Source organism: Croceibacterium ferulae, assembly GCF_003660445.1.
Lineage (GTDB): Bacteria > Pseudomonadota > Alphaproteobacteria > Sphingomonadales > Sphingomonadaceae > Croceibacterium > Croceibacterium ferulae.
Window position 1 is genome coordinate 241,938 of the sequence record NZ_QZVQ01000008.1, and the last position, 26,173, is coordinate 268,110.

At 66.9% G+C, this 26,173-nt stretch carries 23 protein-coding genes and 1 tRNA gene; 12 read left to right on the plus strand and 12 right to left on the minus strand.

Going from position 1 to position 26,173, the window contains the following annotated elements; translation table 11 throughout:
* Positions 1 to 32 precede the first annotated feature (32 nt).
* Both D5S08_RS11330 and D5S08_RS11335 read right to left on the minus strand, forming a co-directional pair.
* Entirely contained in the window at positions 33 to 2,564 is a 2,532-nt protein-coding gene (locus D5S08_RS11330) for an ABC transporter permease (RefSeq protein ID WP_121118567.1), read from the minus strand.
* The gene (locus D5S08_RS11335; RefSeq protein WP_121118569.1) at positions 2,561 to 3,274 is read right to left on the minus strand and encodes an ABC transporter ATP-binding protein; all 714 of its coding nucleotides are present in this window, start codon (positions 3,272 to 3,274) and stop codon (positions 2,561 to 2,563) included. The genes D5S08_RS11330 and D5S08_RS11335 overlap by 4 nt, the downstream gene beginning before the upstream one ends.
* Positions 3,275 to 3,349: 75 nt before the next feature.
* On the opposite strand from D5S08_RS11335, the gene D5S08_RS11340 reads away from it, so the two are divergent.
* Together D5S08_RS11340 and D5S08_RS11345 are read left to right on the plus strand one after the other, a co-directional pair.
* Complete coding sequence (locus D5S08_RS11340) at positions 3,350 to 4,051, plus strand: arylesterase (RefSeq protein ID WP_241557360.1); 702 nt, start codon at positions 3,350 to 3,352, stop codon at positions 4,049 to 4,051.
* A 167-nt stretch (positions 4,052 to 4,218) separates the two neighbouring features.
* A complete protein-coding gene (locus tag D5S08_RS11345) occupies positions 4,219 to 4,878 on the plus strand; it encodes an RpiB/LacA/LacB family sugar-phosphate isomerase (RefSeq protein ID WP_121118573.1) in 660 nt (219 codons plus the stop codon).
* A 41-nt stretch (positions 4,879 to 4,919) separates the two neighbouring features.
* On the opposite strand, the gene recF is transcribed toward D5S08_RS11345, so the two are convergent.
* Positions 4,920 to 6,011: a DNA replication/repair protein RecF gene (gene recF / locus D5S08_RS11350; RefSeq protein ID WP_121118575.1), complete on the minus strand. Its 1,092-nt coding sequence runs from the start codon at positions 6,009 to 6,011 to the stop codon at positions 4,920 to 4,922.
* Between the two features lie 225 nt (positions 6,012 to 6,236).
* Between recF and D5S08_RS16700 the strand changes: the two genes are divergently transcribed.
* From D5S08_RS16700 to D5S08_RS11355, 3 genes are read left to right on the plus strand one after another with little or no spacing between them, the layout of a single operon-like run.
* Positions 6,237 to 6,380 (plus strand): hypothetical protein, encoded by a 144-nt coding sequence (locus D5S08_RS16700; protein ID WP_155522971.1) that lies wholly within the window; start codon positions 6,237 to 6,239, stop codon positions 6,378 to 6,380.
* A gap of 45 nt (positions 6,381 to 6,425) precedes the next feature.
* The gene (locus tag D5S08_RS16705; protein WP_155522972.1) at positions 6,426 to 6,566 is read left to right on the plus strand and encodes a hypothetical protein; all 141 of its coding nucleotides are present in this window, start codon (positions 6,426 to 6,428) and stop codon (positions 6,564 to 6,566) included.
* A complete protein-coding gene (locus D5S08_RS11355) occupies positions 6,563 to 6,766 on the plus strand; it encodes a PspC domain-containing protein (RefSeq protein WP_121118577.1) in 204 nt (67 codons plus the stop codon). Before D5S08_RS16705 ends, D5S08_RS11355 begins: the two co-directional genes overlap by 4 nt.
* 19 nt (positions 6,767 to 6,785) lie before the next feature.
* Here D5S08_RS11355 and D5S08_RS11360 read toward each other — a convergent pair whose 3' ends face one another.
* Positions 6,786 to 7,520 carry a queuosine precursor transporter gene (locus tag D5S08_RS11360; protein ID WP_121118579.1) on the minus strand — a complete coding sequence of 245 codons (735 nt, stop codon included), beginning with the start codon at positions 7,518 to 7,520 and terminating at the stop codon, positions 6,786 to 6,788.
* A 62-nt stretch (positions 7,521 to 7,582) separates the two neighbouring features.
* On the opposite strand from D5S08_RS11360, the gene D5S08_RS11365 reads away from it, so the two are divergent.
* The 3 genes from D5S08_RS11365 to D5S08_RS11375 all read left to right on the plus strand — a co-directional run bounded on the left by D5S08_RS11365 (position 7,583) and on the right by D5S08_RS11375 (position 9,635).
* Positions 7,583 to 7,659, plus strand: a tRNA-Arg gene (locus D5S08_RS11365).
* Between the two features lie 29 nt (positions 7,660 to 7,688).
* Positions 7,689 to 8,762, plus strand: coding sequence for a patatin-like phospholipase family protein (locus D5S08_RS11370; RefSeq protein WP_121118581.1), 1,074 nt, complete (start codon positions 7,689 to 7,691; stop codon positions 8,760 to 8,762).
* A gap of 81 nt (positions 8,763 to 8,843) precedes the next feature.
* Positions 8,844 to 9,635: an MBL fold metallo-hydrolase gene (locus D5S08_RS11375; RefSeq protein WP_241557361.1), complete on the plus strand. Its 792-nt coding sequence runs from the start codon at positions 8,844 to 8,846 to the stop codon at positions 9,633 to 9,635.
* 387 nt (positions 9,636 to 10,022) lie between these two features.
* On the opposite strand, the gene D5S08_RS11380 is transcribed toward D5S08_RS11375, so the two are convergent.
* Entirely contained in the window at positions 10,023 to 10,937 is a 915-nt protein-coding gene (locus D5S08_RS11380) for an NAD(P)/FAD-dependent oxidoreductase (protein ID WP_121118585.1), read from the minus strand.
* A 108-nt stretch (positions 10,938 to 11,045) separates the two neighbouring features.
* Positions 11,046 to 13,010, minus strand: a complete 1,965-nt coding sequence (locus D5S08_RS11385; protein ID WP_241557362.1) for a putative bifunctional diguanylate cyclase/phosphodiesterase — start codon at positions 13,008 to 13,010, stop codon at positions 11,046 to 11,048.
* Positions 13,011 to 13,484: 474 nt separating this feature from the next.
* Here D5S08_RS11385 and D5S08_RS16925 point away from each other — a divergent pair, with 474 nt between their 5' ends.
* Positions 13,485 to 14,006: a hypothetical protein gene (locus D5S08_RS16925; protein WP_175578927.1), complete on the plus strand. Its 522-nt coding sequence runs from the start codon at positions 13,485 to 13,487 to the stop codon at positions 14,004 to 14,006.
* Positions 14,007 to 14,142: 136 nt separating this feature from the next.
* Here the strand turns inward: D5S08_RS16925 and D5S08_RS11395 are convergent, their stop codons facing one another.
* Entirely contained in the window at positions 14,143 to 14,730 is a 588-nt protein-coding gene (locus D5S08_RS11395) for a nitroreductase family protein (protein ID WP_121118589.1), read from the minus strand.
* 184 nt (positions 14,731 to 14,914) lie between these two features.
* On the opposite strand from D5S08_RS11395, the gene D5S08_RS11400 reads away from it, so the two are divergent.
* The 3 genes from D5S08_RS11400 (at position 14,915) to D5S08_RS11410 (ending at position 17,917) form a co-directional block, all read left to right on the plus strand.
* Positions 14,915 to 15,406 carry a flavin reductase family protein gene (locus D5S08_RS11400; protein WP_121118591.1) on the plus strand — a complete coding sequence of 164 codons (492 nt, stop codon included), beginning with the start codon at positions 14,915 to 14,917 and terminating at the stop codon, positions 15,404 to 15,406.
* 204 nt (positions 15,407 to 15,610) lie between these two features.
* The gene (locus tag D5S08_RS11405; RefSeq protein ID WP_121118593.1) at positions 15,611 to 16,354 is read left to right on the plus strand and encodes a cupin domain-containing protein; all 744 of its coding nucleotides are present in this window, start codon (positions 15,611 to 15,613) and stop codon (positions 16,352 to 16,354) included.
* A 330-nt stretch (positions 16,355 to 16,684) separates the two neighbouring features.
* Positions 16,685 to 17,917, plus strand: coding sequence for an MFS transporter (locus D5S08_RS11410; protein ID WP_121118595.1), 1,233 nt, complete (start codon positions 16,685 to 16,687; stop codon positions 17,915 to 17,917).
* 175 nt (positions 17,918 to 18,092) lie between these two features.
* Here the strand turns inward: D5S08_RS11410 and rutA are convergent, their stop codons facing one another.
* From rutA to D5S08_RS16455, 5 genes are all read right to left on the minus strand, one after another.
* The gene (gene rutA / locus D5S08_RS11415; protein WP_121118597.1) at positions 18,093 to 19,172 is read right to left on the minus strand and encodes a pyrimidine utilization protein A; all 1,080 of its coding nucleotides are present in this window, start codon (positions 19,170 to 19,172) and stop codon (positions 18,093 to 18,095) included.
* A gap of 52 nt (positions 19,173 to 19,224) precedes the next feature.
* Complete coding sequence (locus D5S08_RS11420; RefSeq protein WP_162301963.1) at positions 19,225 to 21,483, minus strand: TonB-dependent receptor; 2,259 nt, start codon at positions 21,481 to 21,483, stop codon at positions 19,225 to 19,227.
* A gap of 183 nt (positions 21,484 to 21,666) precedes the next feature.
* Complete coding sequence (locus D5S08_RS11425; protein WP_121118601.1) at positions 21,667 to 23,685, minus strand: glycoside hydrolase family 3 protein; 2,019 nt, start codon at positions 23,683 to 23,685, stop codon at positions 21,667 to 21,669.
* Positions 23,682 to 24,974: an MFS transporter gene (locus D5S08_RS11430; protein WP_162301964.1), complete on the minus strand. Its 1,293-nt coding sequence runs from the start codon at positions 24,972 to 24,974 to the stop codon at positions 23,682 to 23,684. Before D5S08_RS11430 ends, D5S08_RS11425 begins: the two co-directional genes overlap by 4 nt.
* Before the next feature lie 193 nt (positions 24,975 to 25,167).
* On the minus strand, positions 25,168 to 25,992 hold the full coding sequence (locus D5S08_RS16455; RefSeq protein WP_162301965.1) for a helix-turn-helix domain-containing protein: 825 nt from the start codon (positions 25,990 to 25,992) through the stop codon (positions 25,168 to 25,170).
* Between the last annotated feature and the right edge of the window lie 181 nt (positions 25,993 to 26,173).

The window sequence follows — 26,173 nt, forward strand, 5'->3', positions numbered from 1 at the left end:
TAGGCAAAGCCGTGCCGCTCCACAATGTGCCCCTACAACGTGCGCAGTGTCGCCGCGGGACGGGCGCGCAGCACCTGCAGGCTGGCCGCGAGCGCGAACAGCAGCACCAGCGCCAGACCCGCGGCCAGCGTCAGCAGCACGCGCGGCCAGTTCGGCAGCCAGTCAAATTCGAACTGCCACACGATCACCAGCCAGCCCAGGCCGCTGCCCAGTGCCAGCGCCACCAGCGCCAGCAGCGCGGCCAGCAGACCGAACTCCGCCAGCTGCAGCGCCAGCACCTGCCGGCTGCTGGCGCCCAGCACGCGCAGGATCACGCTGTCATAGGTGCGCTGCGCCCGGGCGGCGGCGATCGCGCCCAGCAGCACGGCGATACCCGCCAGCACCGCCACGCCGGCGGCGGCCAGGATGGCGAGCGAGACCTGCGAAAGGATCTCGCGCGCCTGGGTCAGCAACGGGCCCACCTCGATCACCGAACTGGTCGGAAAGGCACGCACCAGCTGGCGCAGCAGCGGCCCGGTGGCGGCACCTTCGGGCAGGTCGACCGTCGCGGCGATGTTGTGCGGGGCATCGGCCAGCGTGTTGGGGGAGAAGACCAGCACATAGTTGAAGCCCAGGCTTTCCCAGTCGATCCGGCGGATGCTGGCGATGCGCGCCTGCCGCTCCACGCCCAGCAGGCCGATCGTCAGCACGTCACCCACGCGCATGCCCGCCGCTTCCGCCAGATCGGCGTCGACGGAGACGAGCGGCTCACCCGTGTAGCCGGCCGGCCACCATTCGCCTTGTGTCAGCACATTGCCGGCGGGCAGGGTCTCCGCATAGGTCAGCCCGCGCTCCCCATTCAGCGCCCAGGCGCCTTCGGGGATCTCCTCCATGTCGACCACGCGGGTCTGCCGCCCGGCGGGGCCATAGGCCAGGATCGCGCCGCGCAGGGTGGGCACCGCCTCGATGACGGAGCCGGGCGCGCTGGCCGCCACGGTGGTGCGGAACTCGGCCACGCGGTCGCGCGGTATGTCGAGCACGAAGTAGTCGGGCGCGCGTTCGGGCACGGAGCGGCTGATATTGGCATCCAGCGCGGTCTGCACCGCGGCCAGCAGGACAAAGGCGGACAGGCCGAAGCCCAGCGCCGTGACCAGCGATGCGGTGGCGGAGCCGGGCCGGTGCAGATTGGCCAGCGCCGCTCGCAGGATCGGGTCACGCGGTCGCGGCATGCGTCCGGCCAGGCGGCGGATGCCGAAGCCGAGTGCCGCCAGCAGCCCCAGCAGCACGGCCGCCCCGGCCAGGAAGATGGCGTTGAGGCCGGGCTGGCGCGATCCCAGCACCGCCAGGGCGACAATGCCGAGCAGGCCCAGCCCGACCGGGCGCAATGCCGCCCGCCAGCGTCCCCCGCCCAGCGGATCGATCCGCGCGCGCATCAGCGCCATGGCCGGGAAGTCGCGCGCGGCGATAAGCGGCGGCGCGGCAAAGACCAGCGCCACCAGCAGGCCGAAGCCGGCGGCGCGCAGCAGTGCCAGCGGGGCGACGACCAGGCCGGTGTCGACCGGCAGCAGCGCGCCCAGCGCCCGTGCCAGCAGCGGCGTCACCAGCACGCCCGCCAGCAGGCCGGCGAGCGCCCCGGCCAGCGCGGCGGCGCCCAGCTGCAGCGTGTAGATGCGGGCAATGTCGGCGCTGGTCGCGCCCAGGATCTTCAGCGTGGCGATGCCGGCGCGGCGCCCTTCCAGATAGGCGGAGACCCCGCCCCCGATACCGATGCCCGCGATCACCAGCGCGGCCAGACCGACCAGCGACAGGAACTCGCCCATCCGCCCGACGAACCGCTCCGCACCGGGGGAGGCGCGGTCGCGTGTGCGGGTGTCGAGCCCGGCCTCGGGGAAGCGCGCGATCAGCGCCTCCTCCACCTCGGTGGGATCGGCCGGACGGTCGAAGCGCAGGCGGGTCTTGCTCTCGTACAGCGAGCCGGGGGCGACGAGGCCAGCCTGCTGCGGCAGGTCGAGCGGGACGATCACCGCCTGGCCCAGCTGGAACCCTTCGGACAGGCGGTCCGGCTCCTCCGCGATGATGCCGCCGACGCGCACGGTGGCGGTGCCGATCTGCAGGATTGCGCCCGGGCCGACATTCAACCGCTCCGCCGCGCCGGGCGCCAGCCAGGCCTGCCCGGCCGGCGGTGCGCCGACCCGGTGCCCGCCATCCAGCGTCAGCGCGCCATAAAGCGGCCAGTTGCGGTCAACGGCCTTCAGTTCGACCGGGATGGTCGCATCGCCGGCACTGGCCATCGCCTGCAGCCGGAGGCCGGGGGACAGCGTGCCGTAGCGCTGCAGGAAGGCGGTCTCCTCCGGCGAGAGGAGGCGTTGCCACACCTCCACCTCCAGATCACCGCCCAGCAGGGTCTGCCCTTGTGACGACAGCTGCCCGTCGATCGCGGCGGTCAGCGTGCCGATCGCGGCCAGCGCGCCGACGCCCAGGAACAGGCACACCAGCAGCAGCCGCAGGCCGCGGAAGCGGCGATGCAGGTCGCGCCGGGCGATGCGCCATGCCGCCGCCCAGGGGAGCACGGCGGCTTCGTTCATGGGTGTGCGGTGGTCCGGGCAGTGTCGGCCGCGATGCGTCCGTCCGCCAGCGTCACGATCCGGTCGCAGCGCGCAGCCAGCGCCTCGTCATGGGTGATGATGACCAGCGTGGCGCCGGTCTCGGCCCGGCGGGCGAACAGCAGTTCGACGATGCCGGCGCCGGTGGTGGCGTCCAGATTGCCGGTCGGCTCGTCCGCGAAGACCAGGGGCGGGCGCGGGGCGAGGGCGCGGGCGATGGCGACGCGCTGCTGCTCCCCGCCGGAAAGCTGCGCGGGATAATGGTCCAGCCGATGACCCAAGCCCACGGCAGACAGCTCGGCCGCCGCCCGGTCCCAGGCATCGGCTGCGCCGGCCAGTTCCATCGGCGTGGCGACATTCTCCTGCGCGTTCATGGTCGGTAGCAGGTGGAAGGCCTGCAGCACGATGCCGATGCGGCCCCGTCGGGCACGGGTGAGGCCGTCCTCGCTCATGGCGGTGAAGTCGGCCCCGGCCACGTCCAGCGCGCCCTCGCTGGCGCGTTCCAGGCCGGTCAGCACGCTCATCAGGCTGCTCTTGCCCGAACCCGACGGCCCCAGCAGCGCCAGCGTGGTGCCGGCTTCGACGGTCAGGTCGATGCCGCGCAGGATCTCCACCGCGGCGGACCCGCTGCCCAGGGTCAGGCGCAGGTCGCGGGCGTGAATGGCGGGGGATTGCGGTGCAGGACTTGCCACGGCCCGGCGATGGCATAGCTAAGGGACACGGGCAAGGTGAACTCGCCAAGACCCCGGGCGCGCGCGGAGCAGCAGATGGTGAAGCAGGTTACGGCATGGATGGCGAGCATGGCGGCGGCGAGCGGCCTGGCGGCGTGCGGCGGGGAGCCGGCCCCGGCCCCAAGCCCCACCACCAGCGTCTCCCCCGACGACCCGATGCCGGCGATCACCGGGCCGGAGCGGCGCATCCTCGCCTTTGGCGACAGTCTGTTCGCAGGTTACGGGCTACAGGAGGGGGAGAGCTATCCGGCGCGGCTGGAGATCGCGTTGCGGGCGCGGGGCGTCAATGCGCGGGTGACCAATGCCGGCGTGTCGGGCGACACCACGCAGGCCGGGCTGCAGCGCCTGCCCTTCACGCTGGACAATGGCGGCGATTACGACCTCGCCATCGTGGAGCTGGGCGGTAACGACCTGCTGCGGCAGCTGCCGCCGGCGCAGACCCGCGCCAATCTGCGGGCGATCTTGGATGAGCTGCAGGAGCGGGACATCCCCGTGCTGCTGATGGGCCTGCGCGCGCCGCCCAATCTGGGCGCGCAGTACCAGGGGGCATTCGACGCGATCTACCCCGATCTGGCGCGCGAATATGACGCGGAACTGGTGCCGTTCTTCCTGGAATCGGTCTGGAACCGGCCGCAGCTGATCCAGCAGGACCGGGTGCATCCCACCGCTGACGGGATCGAGGCGATGGTCGCGGCAACGGTGGACGAGGTCGCGGCGGCAGTGCCACAGCCCGACTGACGGACGGGCTGACATCGGCCACGGGCTGTCACGCCCACCGACCTGCGGCATTGCGAAATGGCGCGAAAAAGTGCATCAGCGCCTTAGACACCGGTTTCCTTGAATGGACGCGCATGCGCCCGATCTGCGCCGGACAGCCCTAAACCATCCTGCCAAGGGGATTTCCTATGAAGATCGCTCTCATCGTCGAGAACAGCCAGGCCGCCAAGAGCAGCACCATCCATGATGCGCTGACCAGCGTTGCCGAGCCGATGGGCCACGAAGTGTTCCATTACGGAATGTACGCGGCCGAGGACAAGGCGTCGCTGACCTATGTCATGAACGGCCTGCTGACCGGCATCCTGCTGAATTCCGGCGCCGCCGATTTCGTCGTCACGGGCTGCGGCACCGGCATGGGTTCGATGCTGGCCTGCAACTCCATGCCCGGCGTGTTCTGCGGCCTGGTGATCGATCCAACCGACGCGTTCCTGTTCGGCCAGATCAATGACGGCAACGCCATCTCCATGCCCTACGCCAAGGGCTTCGGCTGGGCGGCCGAGCTGAACCTGCAGGATGTGTACCGCAAGCTGTTCGAAGGCGAGCGCGGCCTGGGCTACCCCAAGGAGCGGGCCGAGATCATGGCCAAGAACCGCGGCATCCTGAAGCAGCTGAAGGACGTCACCTGCAAGGACATGCTGACCGTGCTGAAGGAGGTCGACCAGGACCTGCTGAAGGCTGCTGTGGCCGGCGAGAAGTTCCAGCAGCACTTCTTCGCCAATGCCACCGACCAGGGCATCGTCGACTACATCAAGGGTCTGGTTGGCGCCCCGGCGATGGCCGACGCCTGATCGATCGGGCAGGGCGGTCGCCTTCTGGTGACCGCCCCGCTCTACAGTGGAACGGCTGCGCCGGCAGTGACCTGCCAGCCGGCCGCTTCCGCCAGCACGCCTTCGAACGGCGCCGGCTCCGTGCCCGTGAGCCAGACCTGACCCGCGAAATCGCGCAGCAGGTCGAACAGGGCCTCCCGCCGCAGCGGATCGAGATGCGCGGCGACCTCGTCCAGCAGCAGCACGCCCGGGCGACCGCCTGACGCTTCCGCCGTCAGCAGGCCGGCATGCGCCAGGGTCAATGCGATCAGCATCGCCTTCTGCTCCCCCGTGGAACTGAGCGCCGCCGGCATCCCCTTGGCCGCATGCATTACCTGCAGATCATCGCGGTGCGGACCTGTCAGGGTGCGCTGCGCCGCGCGGTCGCGCGGGCGATGGCGCGCAAGTTCCCCCGCCAGCGCATCGGCCTCCAGCGCGCCACCGGGCGCATAGGCGAGTTCCGGACGGGCGAACGGCGTGGCCGGCATAGCGGCGAGCGCCTTGTCCAGCTGATCGACAAGCAGGGCGCGCGTCGCAGCCAGCATCGCGCCGGCCTGCGCCAGTTGCGCCTCCACCGCATCCAGCCAGCGGGCTTCGGGCATGTCCGGGCCTGATAGCAGGCGATTGCGTTCGCGCAGGGCGCGGTCGTAACGGGTGGCGGTGGCGGCATGGCCGGGATGCAGCGCCACGGCCAGCCGGTCCATGTAGCGGCGGCGGGCGCCGGCGCTGTCGGCGAATAGCCGGTCCATCGCCGGGGTCAGCCAGGCGAGCGCCAGCCATTCGCCCAGCTGCGCCGCGGTGGACCCGGCGCCATTCACCTGCACCACCCGCCGGCCCGGCTGGTCCGGGCTGGTGCCGGTGCCAAGCTGCACGGGCTCGCCCGCCGGATGGATCAGCCGCGCGCTGACGGTGAAACCGGCGCCCGATCCCTCCGCCGCCATCTCCGGCAGGGCGGCGCGGCGCAGGCCCCGGCCTGGGGCGAGCAGCGACAGCCCTTCCAGCACGTTGGTCTTGCCCGCGCCATTCTCGCCCACCAGCAGGTTGATGCGGCGCGTCTCCGCCAGCGTGGTGCTGCGGTGATTGCGGAAACCGGTCAGGGCGATGCGGTCGAGCATGAACCTTGCCGCGGTAGAGGCTGGCACGCTGGAGCAACAGGGCAAAGGTGCCGATGCCACTTCTTGGCGAATTCTACCAAGGCTGAGCGAACTGCACTATGGGCAAGAAGAGCCGGAAAAGGCAAGTGGCTGTTAATACTGGCGAAAGCAAAACTGGCACGCCCCATGCAAAGTCCCTGGCATGGCACGGATGACCCGCTGCCGATCAGACAAGGACCACGGAAAATGAGCCAGAGCCCCACCATCGCCCAGCAGACCTTCGCCGCCCTGGGCGCCTTCGCCATCACCGCCGCGCTGCTGTTCGGCAGCTTCGCCCCGCCCGCTACCGACGCCACGCAGGGCATCGCCACCACCGAAGTGCTGGCCTGATCGGCCGACCGACCTCCCCGAACCTCTAACAGGAAAGACCCCACCATGACGCAGATGTCCGATATCGCCCGCCAGTCCCTCGCCGCCATCGGCGCGCTGGCGATCACCGCCACGCTGCTGTTCGGCAGCTTCGCCCCGCCGGCGCAGGATGCCACCGAGGCCGCCAGCATCGAGGTGCAGGCATGAGCGACCTCGGCCCCCGCCAGCATGGCGCCGGCCTGCGGCTCGACAAGGCCAATGGCAAGCTGCTGGGCGTGTGCGCCGGCCTTGCCAGCCGGTTCGAAGTCGACGCGATCTGGGTCCGCCTGCTGTTCGTGGCCGGCACGCTGGTCGGCTTCGGCAGTTTCATCCTGATCTACCTGCTGATCGCGCTGCTCGCCAAATGAGCCGCGATCAGAGCCGCCATCAGCCTCGGGCGAAGGGGGAGAAATCGGTGCCGGTGTCGAACACCTCCACCCCTTCGCGCCGCTTCAGGAAGCCCACGACGGCATAGGTGACCGGCGTCAGCAACGCCTCCCACCCCGATTTGATCAGCCATTGCGACAGCACCACCTGCCACAGCTGCTCGGGCGGCCAGCCGGCCAGGCCCCAGAAGGCGAGCGGGTAGAACAGCAGGCTGTCCACCCCCTGTCCCACCAGCGTCGACCCGATCGTGCGCAACCACAGCAGCCGGCCGCCGGTGGCGAGCTTCAGCTTCGCGAGCACCAGGCTGTTGACGAACTCCCCACACCAGAAGGCCACGATCGAGGCGCCGACGATGCGCCAGGTGCTGCCGAACACGAATTCGTAGGCCGCCTGCCCGGGCCAGCCCGGCGCCGCCGGCAGGGCCACCACCACCGCCGCCATCATCGCCATGAACAGCAGCGCGGCCGTGCCGGTCCAGATCACCCGCCGCGCGCGAGCAAAGCCGTACACTTCCGTCAGCACATCACCGATGATGTAGCTGACGGGGAAGAACAGCACGCCCGCCCCGAACGACCAGACCGTGCCGCCGGGCAGCGTGACATAGCTGGGCTTGGCCGCACCGATGATGTTGGACAGCAGCAGGATGGCAACGAAGGCGGCCATCACCAGGTCGTAATAGCGGAACGAGGCGCGTGCGCCTGCCTGCCCGTCCAGCCGCTGCGGTGCCCCCTGCATGACTGGGGGTCTTAGCCCGCAATTGCGGCGGGCGCAAAGCGTGGCTAATGCCGGGTCAGCGCGCGCCCGTAGTTCAACTGGATAGAGCACGAGCCTTCTAAGCTTGGAGTTGCAGGTTCGAGTCCTGCCGGGCGCGCCAATTTCCACATTGCCGCGGGAGTCGCACGGATGAACGATGCCGAAGCCGGTTCCGGGACGTTGGCCGAAACGATGGGCGACCACGATGTCGTGCTGGTGCTGGCAGGCGGCAATGCGCTGGGGGCTTACCAGGCAGGCGTCTACCAGGCGCTGCACGAAGGCGGCATCCGGCTGGACCGGATCGTGGGTGCGTCGATCGGCGCGTTCAATGGCGCGATCATCGCCGGCAACGCGCCCGATCAGCGCCTGGCCCGGCTGGCCGAGTTCTGGCGACCGGGGCCTGTGGGCGGAGCAGGTGACTGGATGGGCAGCCTGCCCGACACCTGGCGTCGCAGCTGGGACACGTTCGGCACACTGCTGGCCGGACGGCCGGGCATGTTTGCGCCGCTGGGCAGCAACAGCTTCTCCCCCGCCCCGCCGGCGATCTACGACACGCGGCCACTGGCAGCGCAGCTGGCCCGGCTGATCGACCTGGACCGGCTGAACAGCGACGCGGTCCATTATGTCGCGACGGCGGTGGATCTGGAAACGGCGGAGGAGGTCACCTTCGACAACCGCACATGCCGGATTGGTATCGACCATATCCGCGCCAGCGGCGCCCTGCCGCCATCCTTTCCGCCGATCGAGATAGATGGTCGCCTGTTCGTGGATGGCGGTTTGGCGGAGAACCTGCCGCTGGATCCCGTCCTGTCCAATCCGCCCGAACGGCCAACCCTGTGCATTGCCGTCGACCTCCTGCCGGGCAAGGGGCAGCGGCCCGACACCTTGAGCATGATGACGGAGCGGGTGCAGGATCTCGTCTTCGCGATCCAGTCCCGACGCACGATCGCGCGGTGGCAGGACCTTTATGCCACCGGGGCGCCGGACCGGCAGCAGCCGGTCACGCTGGCCTGCCTCACCTATGCGGACCAGCAGGCTGAAGTGGTCGGCAAGGCGATGGACTTCTCCCCCGCATCGGTCCGCTTCCGCTGGGATGCCGGCCATCGCGACGGGTCCGAGCTGGTAAGACTGCTGCGCGAAGGCACGATCGCGGTCGGCGGATACGGGCTGCAGGTCCACCACCTGCCGGGCCAACATAAGGCAAGGGCGGAACTTCCGGCCTGACGCTTCGATTGATGGGCGTGCTCAACCGGAGGGTCAGCCCCGATGCGTGTTCATTATCTTCGCTGCGGCACGGATTGTCCCGTGGGCGGTGCCCTGTTCGACGGGTTCAGCAAGGGGCCGCTCGGCCTGATCCCCTGTGCCGCGCAGCTGGTGGAGACCAGTGACGGGCTGGTGCTGATCGACACCGGTTATGGCATGCAGGACGTGCGGCGCCCGCATCCGCGGCTGAGCAAGTTCTTCCACGCGCTGCTGAACATCCAGTTCCGCGAGGAGGATACGGCGATCCACCAAGTGCGCGCGCTGGGCTACAAGCCGGAGGACGTGCGGCACATCGTGCTGACGCATCTGGATTTCGATCATGCCGGCGGGCTGGAGGATTTCCCGCAGGCCCGCGTCCATGTGATGGAGGCGGAGCGCGACGCGGCCGAGCGCCAGCGGCGCGGCTTCATCGCCCGGCGGCGATACCGCCCGGTGCAGTGGGACGATGTGCGCGACTGGCGCACCTATGCCGGCAAAGGTGAAAGCTGGTTCGGCTTCGACAGCGTGCGCGCGCTGGACGGCCTGCCGCCGGAAATCCTGATGGTGCCGCTGCCCGGTCACACGTGGGGCCATGCCGGCGTGGCGTTGCAGACCGGCGAAGGCTGGGTGCTGAATGCGGGCGACGCATACTTCTATCGCGGGGAAATGGACACCCACCGGCATCGCTGCACGCCGGGCCTGCGGTTCTACCAGACCATGATGGAAGTGGACCGCGCGAAGCGGCTGGAGAACCAGGGTCGGCTGCGTGAGCTGAAGCGGCAGCATGGCGGGGAGGTGACGATCTTCTGCTCCCACGACCAGAAGCAGCTGGAAGCAATGCAGCGCCGCGCCTGAGCTTTCGCGGGAGGATCGCCCGTGCTATGATCCGCCTCGCAAGAGCGCGCATGAGTGTGCCGGCCGGAGAGAGCATGATGCCACGCAGGACGGTGCGCCGCTGTCGGACGTTGCTGGTGGCGGGGTGATGGCCGGCATGGTCATCGCGCCCGCACGGCAGCGGCGCAGGACAACCCGGACGGGATCGCCGCCTGCCAGTTGATCGGCCCGCTCAGCGCATGGTGGCCGCGGCCTTGTCCCGGATTACGCAGCGGAAGGTGCGGTGCTGTAATGCGCGCCCGAGGTGTCCGGCATGCGCGGCCTGCGCCTGGAGAACGTGGTCGCGAACGGCTCATTCGTCCCGACCCGATGCTTCTCCTGCGCAAGATTGATGCACTGCCCTCACATTCACCGCACGAGCGGCGCCGTCTGCGCAAGATCGTTCCTGATCGTCGTGGCGGCGACGCCGGCTTCGCCCATGGCGTGGCTGATCTGGTCCAGCCCCTTCGCGACGTCGCCGGCTGCGTAAAGGCCGGGCAGGGTCGTCCGCTGGTGATCGTCGATCAGCAGGCATCCCTCGGCATTCGCCTCCGCGCCGAGGGAGACGGCGAGTTCGGAGCGGATCACCGATCCCAGCGCCGGGTAGGCGGTGTCGAACGACAGCTCGCCCTTTGGGGTCGGCACAAGGATCTCGTCGCCATGGATCCGCAAGGACCGGCAGGGACCGTCCACCGTCGCAATGCCCAGAGCCTCCAGCTTGTCCCGCTCCTCGTCGCTCAGCGAATGTTCGGCATGCGGGGCGATGAGGGTGACGTCCCTGGTGTACATGCGCAGGAACACAGCCTCGTTGTAGCCATGCGTCTCGGTCCCGATAACGGCCACCCGCTTGTCGGTCACCTCGTAACCGTCGCAGATCGGGCAATATCGCAGCAGCCCTCGTGCCAGCGCGAGATCATGGATCTCGGGCGCGATCGGGGGCAGGTTGTTCACGACGCCCGTCGCCAGAAGGACGGACCGGGCACGCAGGCTTCCCTCCTGCATCTCGGCCACGAAGGTGTCGCCTGTCCGCTCGAGCTGCTCGACCACGCCGTTGGTGACCTCCACGCCGAACTCGCCTGCCTGCTGCCGCATCAGGGCGAGCAGTTCCGGCCCGGTGATGCCGCCGGGATAGCCCGCGTGATTGTGCGTGCGGGGGATCATGGCGGCGCGGCTTCGTCCGGCGTCCACGATGCGGATCTTCAGGTGAAACCGGGCCAGATAGATCGCGGCGGTAAGGCCGGCAGGGCCGGCGCCTATGATGAGGCAGTCGAGCGGATCATTCATGACCGGGGAACGACCGCCGCGTCTTTCGGTGCCGCAATGATCGAAGCTGGCGGTCAGGCTGCACTCGGGGCGACTGGCGAGGGGGCAGGGCAGGCTGCTGGCGGCGCCTCAGCCTTGTCGCCCGCGCCTGTCCCAGCTGCGTTTCTGCGCGAAGCGTTCCAGCAACCCGGTTGCGGCTTTGCGGTCCACCGCCTTGGAGAACAGGAACCCTTGCCCCATCGTACAGCCATAGGCGCGCAGCTGTTCGACCTGATCTTCGCGCTCGATGCCTTCGGCAACCACGCGCATGCCCAGTTTCCGCGAAATGGACAGGATGGCTTCGACAATGACCTCGCTCGGCACTCCGCCCGCGAGCTGGGCGACGAACGACCTGTCGATTTTCAGGATGTCGACCGGCACCGTCAGCAGGTGCGTCAGCGATGCAAAGCCGGTACCGAAATCGTCGAGCGCGATGCGCAGCCCTTCGGCGCGCAACGCTGCAATGGCCTCGCGGACGTCACTCTCGCGTTCGCCCATATATACCGACTCCGTCACCTCCAGGATCGCGTGCCTGAGAGGCACTCCATGCAGTCCGAACGCCGCCTTCACCTCACGGGCGAGCTTGCCGCCATGGAAGTCGGCAGAGGAGACATTGATGCCGACATGCTGGAACGGAATGCCGAGATCGAGCCAGTAGCGGATGTCCGCAGCGACCTGGGCAAGCATGCGCGTCGTGATCTCCGACGCGATCCGGCCATCCGACAAGGCATCGAAGAACTCGCCGGCCGCCACCACCCTGTCGCCGGATCGCAAGCGGCACAGCGCTTCCACGCCGATGATCTCGCGCGTGTCGAGGTTCACGACCGGCTGGTAGTGCACGACCATGCGGTCTTCGCGCAGTGCCGCATCGACATCGCGGATCGAGGCAAGCCGCCGCGCCATGGTTGTGCCGATCTCGGGCGAGTAGCGCACAAAGCCGCCGCGGACGGTTTCCTTGCCATGGTACAGCGCAAAGTCGGCATTCTGCCGGACGGCATCCGCGCTGCCATCGGCGCTGGTGAGCATCGCGCCGCCGATCGTTACATGCGGCGCGATCAGATGCCCGCCGACATCCACCTCGGGCTGCAGGGCCTCCATGATCCTGGATGCGGCCTTGTCCAGGTCCCCCAACCCTTCCGGCCGCTCCAGCAGCACTGCGAATTCGTCTCCGCCCAGCCGGTACACCCGGTCCGGCGCCAGCGCCGCCGATATCCTCTGCGCGACGGTCTGCAGCATCCGGTCACCGGCCCGGTGACCGAAGGTGTCATTGACGATCTTGAGATTGTCCATGTCGCTGACGAGCAGGGCCCAGGATCCGGGCTCCTCGCATGACAGCTGGGCAAGGGCGGCGTTGAAGGCCGCGCGGTTATGCAGTTGCGTCAGATCATCGACATAGGCCTTGCGCTCCCGCTCGAGCACGCGCTGGTCCCGTTCGATCGCGATCGCGCAGAGATGCACGCAGGTGTCGACGATGGCCTGTTCCGGCTGCCCCGGCTCGCGGCTCTCCCGGTAATAGAACGCGAATGTGCCGATCACCCGGTCGTCGGCATCGAAGATCGGGCTCGACCAGCACGCCCTCAGCCCCAGCGGCAGCGCGAAGTGCTTGAAATCCGCCCAGCGCGGGTCCGACGCGATGTCGGTCACCGTCACCGGCTCATGCAGATAGGCTGAGGCACCGCAGGAGCCGACCAGCGGGCCGACCGGGATGCCATCCAGCCGCGCAGAGTAGTCGTCCGGCAGACTGGGGGCCGACAGCGGGTGGATGATGCCGTTTTCGTCCACCACAAGCACGGAACAGATCACGTCCGGGATCCGCGACTCGACCTCCCGGCACAATCTGTCGGTCGTCATGGGCAGCGGCTCCCCCTTCGCGACCATCTCAAGGATCATGTTCTGAAGATGCAACAGATCCTGCGACCTGAGCCGCGCTTGCAGATCGCGAGGGAGAATGGCGGAAACGGGTGACATAGCCTTTGGTGACTGGCGGAGAGAGCTACGAGAAAGGGCAGCCCGATCGCGTTGATGCGTTCGCGTCAGCCCCGGTAGACCGTCCACCCCATGAACAACGGAGAAGAACTTTCAGGACGGAAGCAGTAGCCTGACCCACTTGCAACAGGCGTGCGCGGTGCGTCCGGTTACGGACACAGCTTGTGCGGCGCGGCACATCCCATCAGGCGCTTCTCACCAGAAGAGGGACGGGCCTGAGGGGGCGGGAGAGAGGGCCCGGCGAAGGCTCCGGCGGCGGGGGGGGGTCAAGCAGGGCAAGGTTGCGGATTCCTCGTCGCCCGGGTCGATCCTGACGATGACGATGTCGTTCCGGAAGTCGCCCAAGTACCGCGACATGACGATCCGGGAGATCGTCGCCGAGACCGAGAAGCGCGTGGAGAGCGCCAAACGAGGTGCCGAGCAGGCCGCCAAGCGCAAAGGTAAGGGCGAGAAGATCGAAGCACCGCCCGCTGACGAGGCTCTGCGAGGAGCGGGTGAGACCATGCTGTCCCGGAACTGTTTTCCGAAAGTGGCAAGGGCACCATGGGCGATGCCTACTACAAGATCATCTGGACCAAGATCGCAAGTGCCTTGCCGTTCCTGAAATCAGGGCAGGCAACGCACTCTTTCCGCCACATCGTTATAAAGGGGAACGGCTGGGATATGCTGATCGGACGCCCGATGGGAGCAGCCCGCTCGTTCTATATGGACGCATACGCACGAAGATCATCTCGGCGGGTTAACTGCAGGCGGCCTGGCGGTGTTTCCAAGGCGACCATCAGGGCGGCGGCGCTAGAGGCGGAGTTCTGGCTGGCGCCGGATGCGGAGGCCAGGATTCCGGCGAACACACGCTGTTTTTTCCCGACCCGCGAGTCCAGCGCTCGAGGCCTATGGCGCCAGCAGATTGGCCGCACCCATCTGATCGTGGGCTCCGCAAAGCAATGGCAACCGATCCTGCCGAGCGTTCTGCGCCGATGCGGAGACGGCCAGCATCAATCCCGCGAGCAACGTCAGCCTTCGCAGGTACATGCGCATCTTCCCTCCCATCAACGGAAGAAAGAGTAAGGGCCCGCAGGTGAGGCGATGATCCGTCTGGCTTCTCACCACTTCGCGAATGGAGATCACAATCCGGCAACTCGGCGAGGGAAGGGAGGGACGGCCCCGGAAGCCTCCGGGCCGGATCCCGAGCCGCAAGCCGCGGCTATATCCCGTTCGGGAAGGGGCCTCGCAACGCGATCTCGACAAGAGGCTTGCGATCGCTTGGCTCCTCCCGTGCGAGCAGATAGTCGGGGAGCTGGGCACCATCGCCCTGCCGGCCCACGACAAAGGCGGCTTCCAGCCGGACGGTGGGCGACAGACCCAGCTGGACGCTTGCGCGCTCGAAGTCCAATCCCGTCATCGCATGGGTCATGTAGCCCATTTCCGCGGCTTGCCAAGCGACCATCGCCCAAGCCGCTCCGCTATCGAAACTGTGGCTGTGTGACGGGGCCGGCCCTTTCCCGACGTCGGGCATCGTGTCCGAAACCACGAACACGAGCGCGGAGGCGGTGCTGGCCCACATGGCATTGAACGGGATCAGCAGCGAGAGGAAATCGGCCCAGTGATCGTCGTCGCGCATGGCGTACAAGAATGTCCATGGCTGGGCATTGAACGCCGAGGGCGCCCAGCGCCCGGCCTCCAGCATGGTCAGAAGATCCTCGTGCGGCATCTCGCGACCGTCAAAGGCGCGAGTCGACCAGCGTTTCAGGACGGTGGGACTTACAGGCAGGTCACTGCGGCGCTGGTGCATGACGGGTATCCTCCTGGGGAAAAGTGTCTGCGCTCGCGCCTACAAGGGCTTGGCGGATGCTCCAATGCCGATCGTTCCCCCTTTTCCGCCATGCGAATACGGCACACCTGGCACCCTGTTGCTGCCGGCCGGCGGCCCTATGCCCGGAAGCGATCCAAGCACTTCCCGAGGAACACCTGCGATCATGGCTGCCGAACCCGTCGATGCGCTTACCTTCCGCCACATCATGGGCCACTACCCGACCGGCGTCTGCGCGATCACCGCGTGTACCGCAGCCGGCATGCCACTGGGTATGATCGTGGGCTCCTTCGCCTCGGTCTCGCTCGATCCTGTTCTGGTGGGCTTCTTCCCGGCGCGTAGCTCAAGCACGTGGCCGCAGATAGCGGCGACGGGCCGGTTTTGCGTCAACGTGCTGGCGGATACGCAGGAGGAGCTTTGCAAGATTCTCGCAAGCAAGTTGCCGGATCGGTTTGCCGGTATCGCGCATGGCAAATCACCGGGCGGAGCGCCGCTCCTGGATGGAGCGATCGCCTGGTTCGACTGCAAGCTGCACGACGTAGTGGATGCGGGCGATCACCTGCTGGTGCTGGGGGCGGTGGAGACGCTGGACACCCATCACGCCGGTAGGCCGCTGTTGTTCCACCAAGGTGAGTTCGTCCGGATGGCGGCGCGCTGAGGCGCACCTTACCAGGCGCGAGGATGGCCCGGGCCACAGAGCGCGGGCCTCCGCCGGTCAGCGATCAAGGCGCCCTTGCGGGCGACAATGACGGCGTTTCCCGGACATCTCCGCCAAGCGGAAAGACGGTGGCTGTCGTCTGGTATAGCCGTTCATTCCCCCTACAAGCGCCAGAGTTTCCAATCGTCACTGCAGGAGCATTGCATGAGGCCTCGCATCGTCAATCTCGACGTGGACCAGATGCCGTGGAAGGCGCTTGGGCCGAGCGGGCTGTACTCGCGCGAGCTGAGCCGGGATCCGGAAACCGGGGCGCGCACAGCCCTGCAATGGCTTTCGATGGACCGGGGCTACACGCCGCCCGCTACCGCCCATTACCATCACACCTATGAGGAGATCATCGGTGTCTCGGGTCATTTCAGCTTCGACAGCCGACTGTGGGTGACACCCTATACCTATGTCTTCCACCCGCCGGAAACGGTGCATGGCTTCAAGAGCGCAATTCGGGAGGAATCGACCTTCATTTCCCGCGTAGGGCGCGACCTGGATTTCAACTTCGTCGAGCAGCCGATCGCGGACGACCTCTATTCGGTGGCGGAAACGCCTTCCGCGCGAACCGAGTGCAAGCGCCCCGCGCAGAGCAATCTGGCCGCGCTGGCGCCGGCAACCTTCCTTGGCGCCCCGGCGCGCGCATGCGTGCTGAGCGCCCATCCCCAAAGTGGCGAGGGATCGGCGCTGGTGGAATTGCCCGCAGGATGGGCGAGCACCAGCGAAGCGCTGCCATGCTACCTCGAACTATTCGTGATGGAGGGCGGCCTGTCCGTCGACAGCCTCGAACCGGCTTCCGGGCGCGCATATTTCTCGTACCCCCCGAACGATGTGCTCAACTCACTCGCGGCGCCCGGGCGATCACTGATCTATGTCAATTTCGGCGGGGCCATCGGGCTGTAAACGCGACCTGGGCGCTGGTGATCCATGCTCGGGCAGCCAGTCGCCGCTCGGGTGCGGTTCGTCGACTGGCGCAAGCGTCTGCTGCCAGGCGGGATGGCCGACCACGGGCGAGCCCGACCCCCGGATCAGCTCCGTCAATGACGAAGTGTTCGCTGCGCCGGCTTGCGGGTGACCGGGGATTTCCGATCCGGTCAGTTCCGCGATGCGAAGGTACGGTGCCGAGCCGTTTGTGGCTGCACCCGGAAGCGGTAATGGCCGGTGCGCGCACCTGCGCACCGGGCCTCGCAATGGCCGTCCGCCCGGCGTTCACCAATCGACGAGCCGAGCGGCATGCAAACCAACAGCGACGTGGATACCAGTTCGTCAGCGGCGCCAGCAAGGGCCGACAGTGTGGCGCATGCGCTCGCCACCACGACCACGATCCAGATCCTGTCCACGACCACCGCGCTTGTGCTGACCGGGATCGCCCCGCTTGTTGCACCTGATTTCGGGCTCGACGCCCATTGGGTCGGCTATCAGATCAGCGCCATATACGCCTCCGGCATGTTCGCTTCGGCTTCTGCCGGGACGCTGATCGCCCGCTACGGGCCGGTGCGGATCGAACAGCTGGCGCTCGTCTGCTATGCGATCGCGCTGGTGATGCTGATCAGCGCGAACCCGTGGATTGCGGCGATTGCATCACTCGTGATCGGTATAGGATATGGGGTGCAGAACCCCGCATCCGCGCAGATCTTGGGCAAGGTGACGCCGCGTCACCGGCGATCGCTGATCTTTTCCATCAAGCAGGCCGGCGTGCCGCTGGGCGGAGTGATAGCCAGCCTGGCCTATCCGGCACTGGCACCCGAAATCGGCTGGCGCTTGGCGCTGGCGCTGACCGCCATCCCTTGTCTCGCAATGATCGCGGTCCTAGCCCGACATCCTGATCCGCCGGCACCGGACCGGCATGTGCGCGGCAATCTGGTGGCCAACTTCCTGTCGGAACAGCGGCTGGTGTGGGGGAATCCTTCGCTGCGCGTGCTGGCCATGCTGGGCATGCTCTACTCCTCGCTGCAACTTTCGATCTCCGCCTTCACCGTCTCCATGCTGGTCGATCATGGCTGGACACTGGTCGCCGCAGGGTTCGTCGCCGGCGCGGTGCAGGGATGGGGTGCGGTCGGGCGCATCTCTTGGGGCGCGATTGGTGATCGGCTGGGCGGGTTCCGTGTCCTGTCGCTGATCGGGTTGATCGCTACCGGCTGCATGGTGGCGATCTGGCGGCTCGACGATCTGCCGGTTGCGCTGCAGGTGTCGGTGCTGTGTCTGTTCGGCTTCTGCATGACCGGATGGAACGGCGTGCTGCTGGCGGAATGCACCCGCCATGTCGGGCCGCAGGATTCCGGTCGTGTGATCGGCGGTGTACTGGTCTACACCTTCCTTGGCGTCATGATCGGCCCGGCAGCCCTGGCACTGTTGTACGAGGCATGCGGTGACTATGGCACCACTTTCCTGGCAGTCAGCTGGATTGCCGGGCTGGGGGCGCTTCTGGCCGGGCGCATGGCGCGGCGGCGATCCGTCGGCAAATAGCGGCGGTTACCGCGCGCGTTGCCCCGTACGCGATGCGCATCTGTCCCTTATACTAACGCCGGCGCGACGGCTGCCGCGTATCAGGCCGCGCAAGAGACCAACCGGCTCGCCGGCGATGGCCGGAAACCTGCGGGCAGCGCGGCCGTGCACAGGACCGCGCTGCCCGCATGATGTGTCAGGCGATTGCCATCCGGTCTGTCCGGCAGGCCATCAGCGGCTGGATCTTCTCTCCGAAGGCAACCAGGCCTTCCTCGAAATCGTCAAAGGTCAGCATGATCCCCTTCGTGCCGGGCACGGCCGCGGCCTCGTCCAACAGGGCGGCGACCGTGGCATAGGATCCGACGAACGTGCCGATCCCCATGTTGACCGCGCCTTCCGGCAGGTTGATGTGGCGCGCGGTGGAGCCTGCCCCCGCGTTCTTGTCCGCGGCGCCCTGGTCGCTCATCCATGCCAACGCATCCACATCGGCGCCCGCGCGGTAGCTTTCCCACTTGGCCATCGCGCCCTCGTCCGTCTCGTCCGAGATCACCATGCACAGGATGTAGGCGCCCACGTCCCTGCCGGTCTTCTCGGTCGCTTCCACCAGCGCGGCGACGGTCGGCGCATGCTTGGTCGGCCTGTTCAAACCGCCGGCGGTGACGAAGTTGTAATCGCCGTAGTTCGAGACGAATTCCATGCCGCGGGCCGACTGTCCGGCGCCGACAATCTCGATCGTGCTGCTTGGCCCCGGCAGCAGGTGGCAATCCTCCATCTGGAAGTGCGTGCCCTTGAAGTCGGAGCGACCCTTGGCCCACAGGTCCTGCAGGACCTGCACATATTCGCTGGCGTAATCGTAGCGATATCCGAAATAGGCATCCCCAGGCCACAGGCCCATCTGCTCATATTCGCCCTTGGCCCAGCCGGTCACGATATTGATGCCGAACCGGCCCGGCGCGACGGAGTCGATCGTCACGGCCATGCGGGCGACCAGAGCGGGGGGCAGGGTCAGGATCGCGGTGGAGGCGAATAGTTTGATCTTGCTGGTGACCGCGGCAAGCGCACTCATCAAGGTGAAGCTTTCCAGGTTGTAGTCCCAGAACTGCGTCTCGCCGCCGAAGCCGCGCAGCTTTATCATCGACAGTGCAAAGTCGAAGCCATAGCCCTCAGCGGTCTGCACCAGCTTCTTGTTAAGTTCGAAGCTCGGCTTGTACTGCGGTGCGCTGTTCGAAATCAGCCACCCATTGTTGCCGATGGGAATGAATAGTCCGATATCCATGGAAGTCTCCAGGTAGGAACGGCGACCCGTCCGGACCGCCGTTCGGGATAGGTCAGAAGGCGTAGTCGAACCGGACGCCCAGGGTGCGCTTTCCCTCGCCGGAGAAGTACTGCTGGTAGCTGCCTGCAGGGGCGAAGGTGATGACGTGGATGCGCGACACGAAGTTCTCGTCGAACAGATTGCGGGCATAGACCGACAGCTTCATCGAACCGTCCTCGTTGCCGATCCCGAGATTGGCGTTGACGAGACCATAGCCGGGCACGATCGAGTTCGGATTGCCCGCCTGTCCGTAGGTGGAGGACCGGTGATAGTAGCTCGCGTTGCTGAACAGGCGCAGGTTGTCACTGATCAGCGGGTTGTACGCCGCGTTCAACGTCCACGTGGTGTCGGGTGCCTGGATTGAATCGAACCCGTCCACATCCAGCGCTGAGCCCGAACCATAGCGGAAGCACTGGCCCGGGGCGCGTTGATCGGCCGCTACCACTACCTGGCCGGAATAACACGGGGCCAGGAAGTCCTCGTACTCCGTGGGGGCATAGGAGAGGCTGCCGCCAAACGAGAGGTCGGCGGCGGGCCGGATTGCCACATCAAGTTCCACGCCCTTGGTCACCAATCCTGGCGCATTGGACAGGACGGACCGGGAAATGCCATCGTCCCCAAGCTCAATGACAGTGCTTTGGAAGTTCTTGAACTTCTCGTAGAACGCGGTGACGTTCACCGTCATCAGCCGGTCGAACAGTTGCGTGCGGGCGCCTAGTTCGAAATTGTCGACGCTCTCCGCATCGACCATCCGCAGATTGCCGCCCGACGTGCCGACCGCCGGCGCCTTGTAGCCGCGCGAATAGGTGGCGTAGAGCATCAGCTCGCTAGTCGGTTCGTAGCGCAGCGTCGCCTTGCCCGACAGGTTGCTCTTCTTCACCGTGCCGTCCGTCGCCGGCGCCGGCGTGCCCAGGATGGTGTAGCGGATGTCTTCCGAGGGGAAGTAGCTGCCATATACGTTGTCATGGGTAAAACGCAGGCCGCCGATCGCCGTCAGGCGGTCGCTCAGGTGGAAGTTCGCTTCTCCGAACAGGGCAAAGCTGCGGATGCGCGCCTCGTAATTGGACATCGCGCCGTTAAAGCTGAAATAGGTGTCCGCCGGATAATCATAGCCGCGCTTGCCCGCGGAACGCTCGTAGGCGGTCGTTTCTTGTTCCCAGAAGAACGCGCCGACGACGTAATCGAGAAAGCCGCCGACCGGTGAATTCACCCGCAATTCCTGCGACAGCTGATGCGCTTTCAGCACGCTGTTGTTGATGTCGTAGAAATCGCTCTGGGTGTAATCCTGGTCGAACCATGATCCCGTGTCGGATTCGCTGTACGCGGTGACGGAGGTCAGGGTGAAATCGCCCAGGCTCGCCTGGATGTTGGCCTGAATGTCGCGCTGACGCACGAAGACCTCGTCACGCGAATTGTGCGCGAATTCGGTGTTGTCCGGCCCCAGCTCGATCCCGTATTCGTCCAGCAGGGCGGGAAAATCCATCAGCGAGTGGTTGTTGGGATCGGTCGGCCAGCCCACGCTGGTATACGGCATCAGCGAACGGAATGTGGCCAGCCCGCCCAGACCGTCATCCTTGTGGTTCTGGATCGCGCCGATCAGGTAGAGCTCCAGATCCGCGGTCGGCTGCCACAGCAGCTTGGCCCGCACGGCATAGTCGCGGTAGTCGCCGGCGGACGAATTATCGTACAGGTTCGTCAGATAGCCGTCCTGTTGCTGGTACACGCCGGTCACCCGCGCCGTCAGCGTGTCGGACAGCGGCACGTTCACCGTGTTGTCGATGCGCAGTTCGTTCCGCTCGCCGTAACGCAGGCTGCCTTCGGTCGAGGCGATGCCCGGCTCGGGCCGGCGGGTGACCACATAGACCACGCCGGCCGAAGCGTTCTTGCCGAACAGCGTGCCCTGCGGCCCCTTCAGCACCTCCACCCGGTCAACATCGCCGAAGGTGTTGAACCCCAAGTTGCGCGGCTGCCCCTGCACCACATCGTCGATGACCACGCCGACAGCTCGTTCCAGGCTGTAGTCGAAGCCTTGCGTGCCGATCCCTCTGATCAGGAAGCCGGCGCCCAGCTGCGGATTGTAGGTAAGGCCCGGCACTGCGTACTGGAGTTCGTTGGGCGACTTGTAGCCTTGCTGCCGCAGCGTCTCGGCCGAAACGGCGGTGATGGACACGGGCACGTCCTGCAGTCTGCTGCTGCGGCGCGTGCCGGTGACGATGATATCGCCGCCGGTGCTGACATCTTCGGCGGATGCCGCCGGTTCCGCGGTCGCCATGGTCTGTGCGGCAGCGGTGGTCGAAAGGGCGACGGCACTCGAAACGGCGAGTATAGAACCTAGTCTACGCATAAGACCCCCATGGTGAGTTGATTGAGCAGGTTGACTGGCTTGTTCTGTTTTCGTCTGCGTCGTGCATCCTGCGCCATTCTCGTCCGGGTTCGACGATCCTGGCGGGGCTGCTTATCTGGTGAACCGGAGGCCGTAGCCCCGGGCATAAAGCGGCCGCTCCGTGTCGGAGGGGAGATCGGGACGCTGCTGTTCCACCGCCTGGTCGGAAGCCGGCAGCTCGACCGGCAGGCGCCCTTCGGGCGCTGCCCGGCCAGTGACGATGTCGAGGAAGGCCGCATCCGTGACACCGAAATCGCCAAGAAGGACGTCGGCCATCGGCCGGATTGCCGACAGCACAGCCGGTCGATCGAGATAGACGTTGACCACCACCGGCACCCCGGCCGCCTTCGCCTGCGCGATGATACGGTAGTCCTGGCTATCAGGCGTGATTGCCAGCGGCCCTTCATGTGCGGAGGCACCGAAAAAGTATGCGGGATGGGAGGTGAACGGAGCCGCTATCCGGATCAACGCGACCTGCGCCTTTGCCAGATCGTCCACCGGCACGAAGCCCTTTTCCCGAGCAGCCGACGGCTCCACCCCGTGCAGCCACGCCTTCATGCCCCGCGAATGCGCCAGCGGCAGCAGCGCTGCGCGGTTTTCCAGCAGCACCATGGAGCGCTGCTGCGCTGCCATTCCCAACACGAGCGATTCCGGCGCGCCTACCGCCGCGCGCGAGTTCGCAGGATCGAGATAGGCGTTCTCGAACAGACCCAGTTGGAACACTATGGTCAGCAAGCGCAGGACCGATTGATCGATCCGTTCTTCCGTGACCAGACCTTCCTCCACAATGCCGACGACCACGTCGGTGTCCATTACCCCGCCGAACTGGTCTTCCCCCGCGGCGATCGCCTTGGCGAAGCGTTCCGGGCCGGAAAGGTGCTCCACCCCCCACGGCATCCCCAGCCTGCTCGTATCGAAAGTGCCGGCCAGGCAATCGGCGGCGCAGTCGCTGGTGATCAGCCAGTCGCTGATCACCGCACCTGCAAAACCGTACCGGTCGCGCAGCAATCCTTCCAGCAGCTGGCGGTTGAAGCCGACGGCCACCGGCTCCACCGGCTGTCCGTCGATGGTCAGGCCAGGCGCCGGCACCGAATAGGTCGGCATGACGGCCGCGGCACGGACCTCGAAGGCCCCCTCGAACGCCCGGACATGCTCCGCCAGCGTCGTTTCGGTAAGGGCCATTTCCTTGCCATACGGGTTGTGGGAATCGAGCCCGTCCACCTGTGCGCCATAGCCGATCCAGTGCTTGACGACGGTCGCCACGCCGTCTGGCTGCAGCCCGTCCCGGCTACCCTGATATCCTTCGATAAAGGCGGCCACCATGGGGGAGACTGTCGCGGCATCGTCTCCGAAGCTGGCATTCCCGCGAAACCAGCGCGGTTCGGTGAACAGGTCCGCCTGCGGCGACAGCGCCATCCGGATGCCGATGGCCCGGTATTCGCGCCGGGCGATGTCCGACAGGCTGCGGATCAGATCCAGGTCGCCGATCGCCGCCAGACCCATGGCCTCGGGCCAGCGCGTGAAGCCGGCCGGCGCCACGCTGACGCCGTTCACCTCCCGCAATGTATTGCGGGTGTCGCTGCTGAAGGTGAGGGGGATGCCCAGCCGCGTGCCCTCCGCTATCTCCTGCGCCGCATTGTTGAGCTGCGCCATGCGGCCTGCCTCGCCGGTCATGCGGTGGATGAAGAAACGTATCTGGGCCTGCTCGATCGGCGCGCGCATGCCTTCGACATCCCAGTCGCCGCGAAAGCTGCCATCCGCGGTCGGCGGGGTACCGTGCATCATCAGCCCGGCTTTTTCACGCAAGGTCATGCGGGCCAGCAGGTCCCGGGCCCGATCATCGGGAGCGAGGCGCCAATCCTCGTACGGGGTCAGCGCACCATCGCCGGACAGATCGTGGAACCGCAGTCCGTCCACCGTAATCACCGGCTTGCTGCGAGCCCCGATCTCCGGTTGTTCGGGCGGGCCGGCGTTCGCAGTCGTGGACAGCGCGGCGGCGGCGAGCAGGAGGCGGCGCAGCGCGCGTGGTCGCCGCGGCGTCTGTCCGACAGTATCGGCCCTCGAAGGCCCTTCGATGCGGTGCGAGATCATGCCGCCTCCGCGCGGGTCAGACCCGCATTGGCTGGCGCGCCGCTCTCCCCCTGCGCATCGAAGCGGCGGGGATAACGGCCCAGGGTGAAGTTCAGCGCCGTACCCGTCAGCAGCAGGCAGATGGACAGCCAGAGCGTGGGGTCGTAGCTTCCCAGGCGGTCACGCAGCGCGCCGAAGGTCGAAGGAGCGAACCCCGCCCCCAGGCCGAAGGCGGCATATTGCATGCCGTAGATCTCGCTGAAATGACGCTGCCCGAAATAGCGGCTGGTCATGAAGGCGATTAGGTCGAACTCCGCCCCGGCCACCAGACCCAGGGTAACCACGGCCGCCACGATGATCGCCGGGCTGATGCCCGGGCTGGCCAGCAGCGCCAATGCCACCACGGCCGGCAGTACCAGAATGGCGCAGACGATCGGCGCCCACAGCCTGTCCAGGAGAAAACCCGAAAGGATGCGTCCGCCCGTCACGCTCAGGGCCAGCGCGGCGAGCGCGCGGGTGACCAGTCCCTGGTCTAGCCCGCGCTCCAGCAGCAGCGGATACAGGTTGGGCAGCAAGCCGCTGACGCCGAAGGCCAGCGCCATCGACGCCGCCGCCAAGGTCCAGAAACGATAACCCCGCAGCGCCGCGGCCACACTCAGCCCGGCGCCCCCGCCGGCCGCGGCGGCATCGCCGGCGGCGGCCGCGGGCGCCTCGCGCAGCCAGGCAAGCAGCAGCGGCAGCGCCACCAGCAGCGGCAAGGCCGCCAGCACGAGGTACCCGCCACGCCAGCCGATCTGCGCGACAGCCTCCGTGAGAGCAAAGGGCAGGAACGCTCCCGTCAGTCCGGTCGCCGCCAGCGAGATGCCCAGCGCCATGCCGCGCGCCTGCACGAACCACCCGTTAATCACCTTCGCGTAGGTCATGGGCAGGGTGCCCAGCGCAACGACCGCCATGATGGCCCAGGCGATATAGAAGCCGGGCAGGGTGGTCCCGATCAGCGCGATCAGCGATTGCGCGAGGCCCAGCCCGGCCGTCGAGACGATCGCCACCTTGCGCGCGCCGACCCGGTCCACCAGCCGCCCGACGAAGCGGCCGAGCAGCACAAGTGCGACCGGCACGATCATCAGGGTGCCCAGGATGTCGGCGCGGGGCCAGGCGAACTGCGCTTCCAGCGCGCTGGCCATGATGCCGGAGGCATATGGCGGGATCGGCGACAGGCCCAGGCCCAACCCGACGGAGGATGCGATCAGCGGCCGCCAGGCGCGCCGGAACTCCTGAAGGCCGGAAGCACCGGCTGCCTGCTGTTTCATCCGTGATCGCCCCGAGAAATCTTGGCCTGTCATGCCCCGGCAACATTCCGCGGCTTGGCAGGCAAGCTATCAACAATGGTCCTGCTGACGAGCGCAGACGCAACAAACGTCCGCATGGCGGAATGTCTGCGACAGGATCAATCTTGCGGCTTTGGGACGCGGCCGGCTTGCAGGGGTTCGCCTGCCGCGATGATCACGGGTGGACGGCGTCTCCGCGCAGCCCTGCGTCGATATGCTCCGCCACTTCCTTCAGCGGCGCCAGATAGTCCGCCACCGCCTTGTCCAGGCTCATGGCGCTGGCGAAGAACACCATGGCCAGTGATCCGACCAGTTCCTCCCCGTTGAAGAGCGGCACGGCGATGGACGATGTCCTGCCCGGGTTGGCGGAATAAAGCGTCTTCGCGACCGCTGCATGGCCCGCGGTGCGGATGCGTTGCCCGGCCGATCCGTCGCGGAACTGACGGAGCAGGTAGTTGTCCTCCCCGCCCTGTGCCTGGGACTGATCCAGCAAGCTCTGCTGCACCGTCTCCGACGCATAGGAAAGATAGACCTGGCCCGATGCGGATGCGAGCAGTGGGACCTGCCAGCCGGGATAGTAATTGTTGAAGGTCAGCGTGGTGCGGTCGTTGGTGGAATAGCGCACGACCATCTTGTCGCCCACGCGGGTCACCACAGTCAGGGGCCAGTGATACCGGTCGGTGAACGCAATGGCGGCGGGGCGCGCCACGTTCACCAGATGGTCGTGGTTCTGGAACCCGCAGGCAAGCGTCTGGATCAGCGCCGTGGGCCGATACCGTTTGCGCCCTTCCTCGCGTTCGATCAGCCCTTCTCGCAGCAGTGTGTTGACAATGCGGTAGGCGGTCGGAAACGGCACCCCGACCCCGCGCGCAATATCCGTCAGGCTCAATGCGCCATGCAGGTTGATCGCCTGGATCACGTGAATGGATTTGATGAGCGACCGAATGACGTCCTTGCGGTCGCCGTCGCCCTCGCCCGCCACACCCTCGCCGCCGCTCATACATGCTTCTCCAGAAAGGGTGCCGAAGCACGCAGCAGAAGGCCGGAACGATCCCAAGTCAAGGAGCGACGTTCCGCTATCCGGAACGATACCTCCGCATGGCGGAGGAACATCTCGTCTGCCATTTCGCGTCCGTTGCCTCCGGAGCAAAAGAAGGGCGCCCCGATCGCGGGCTCCTGTT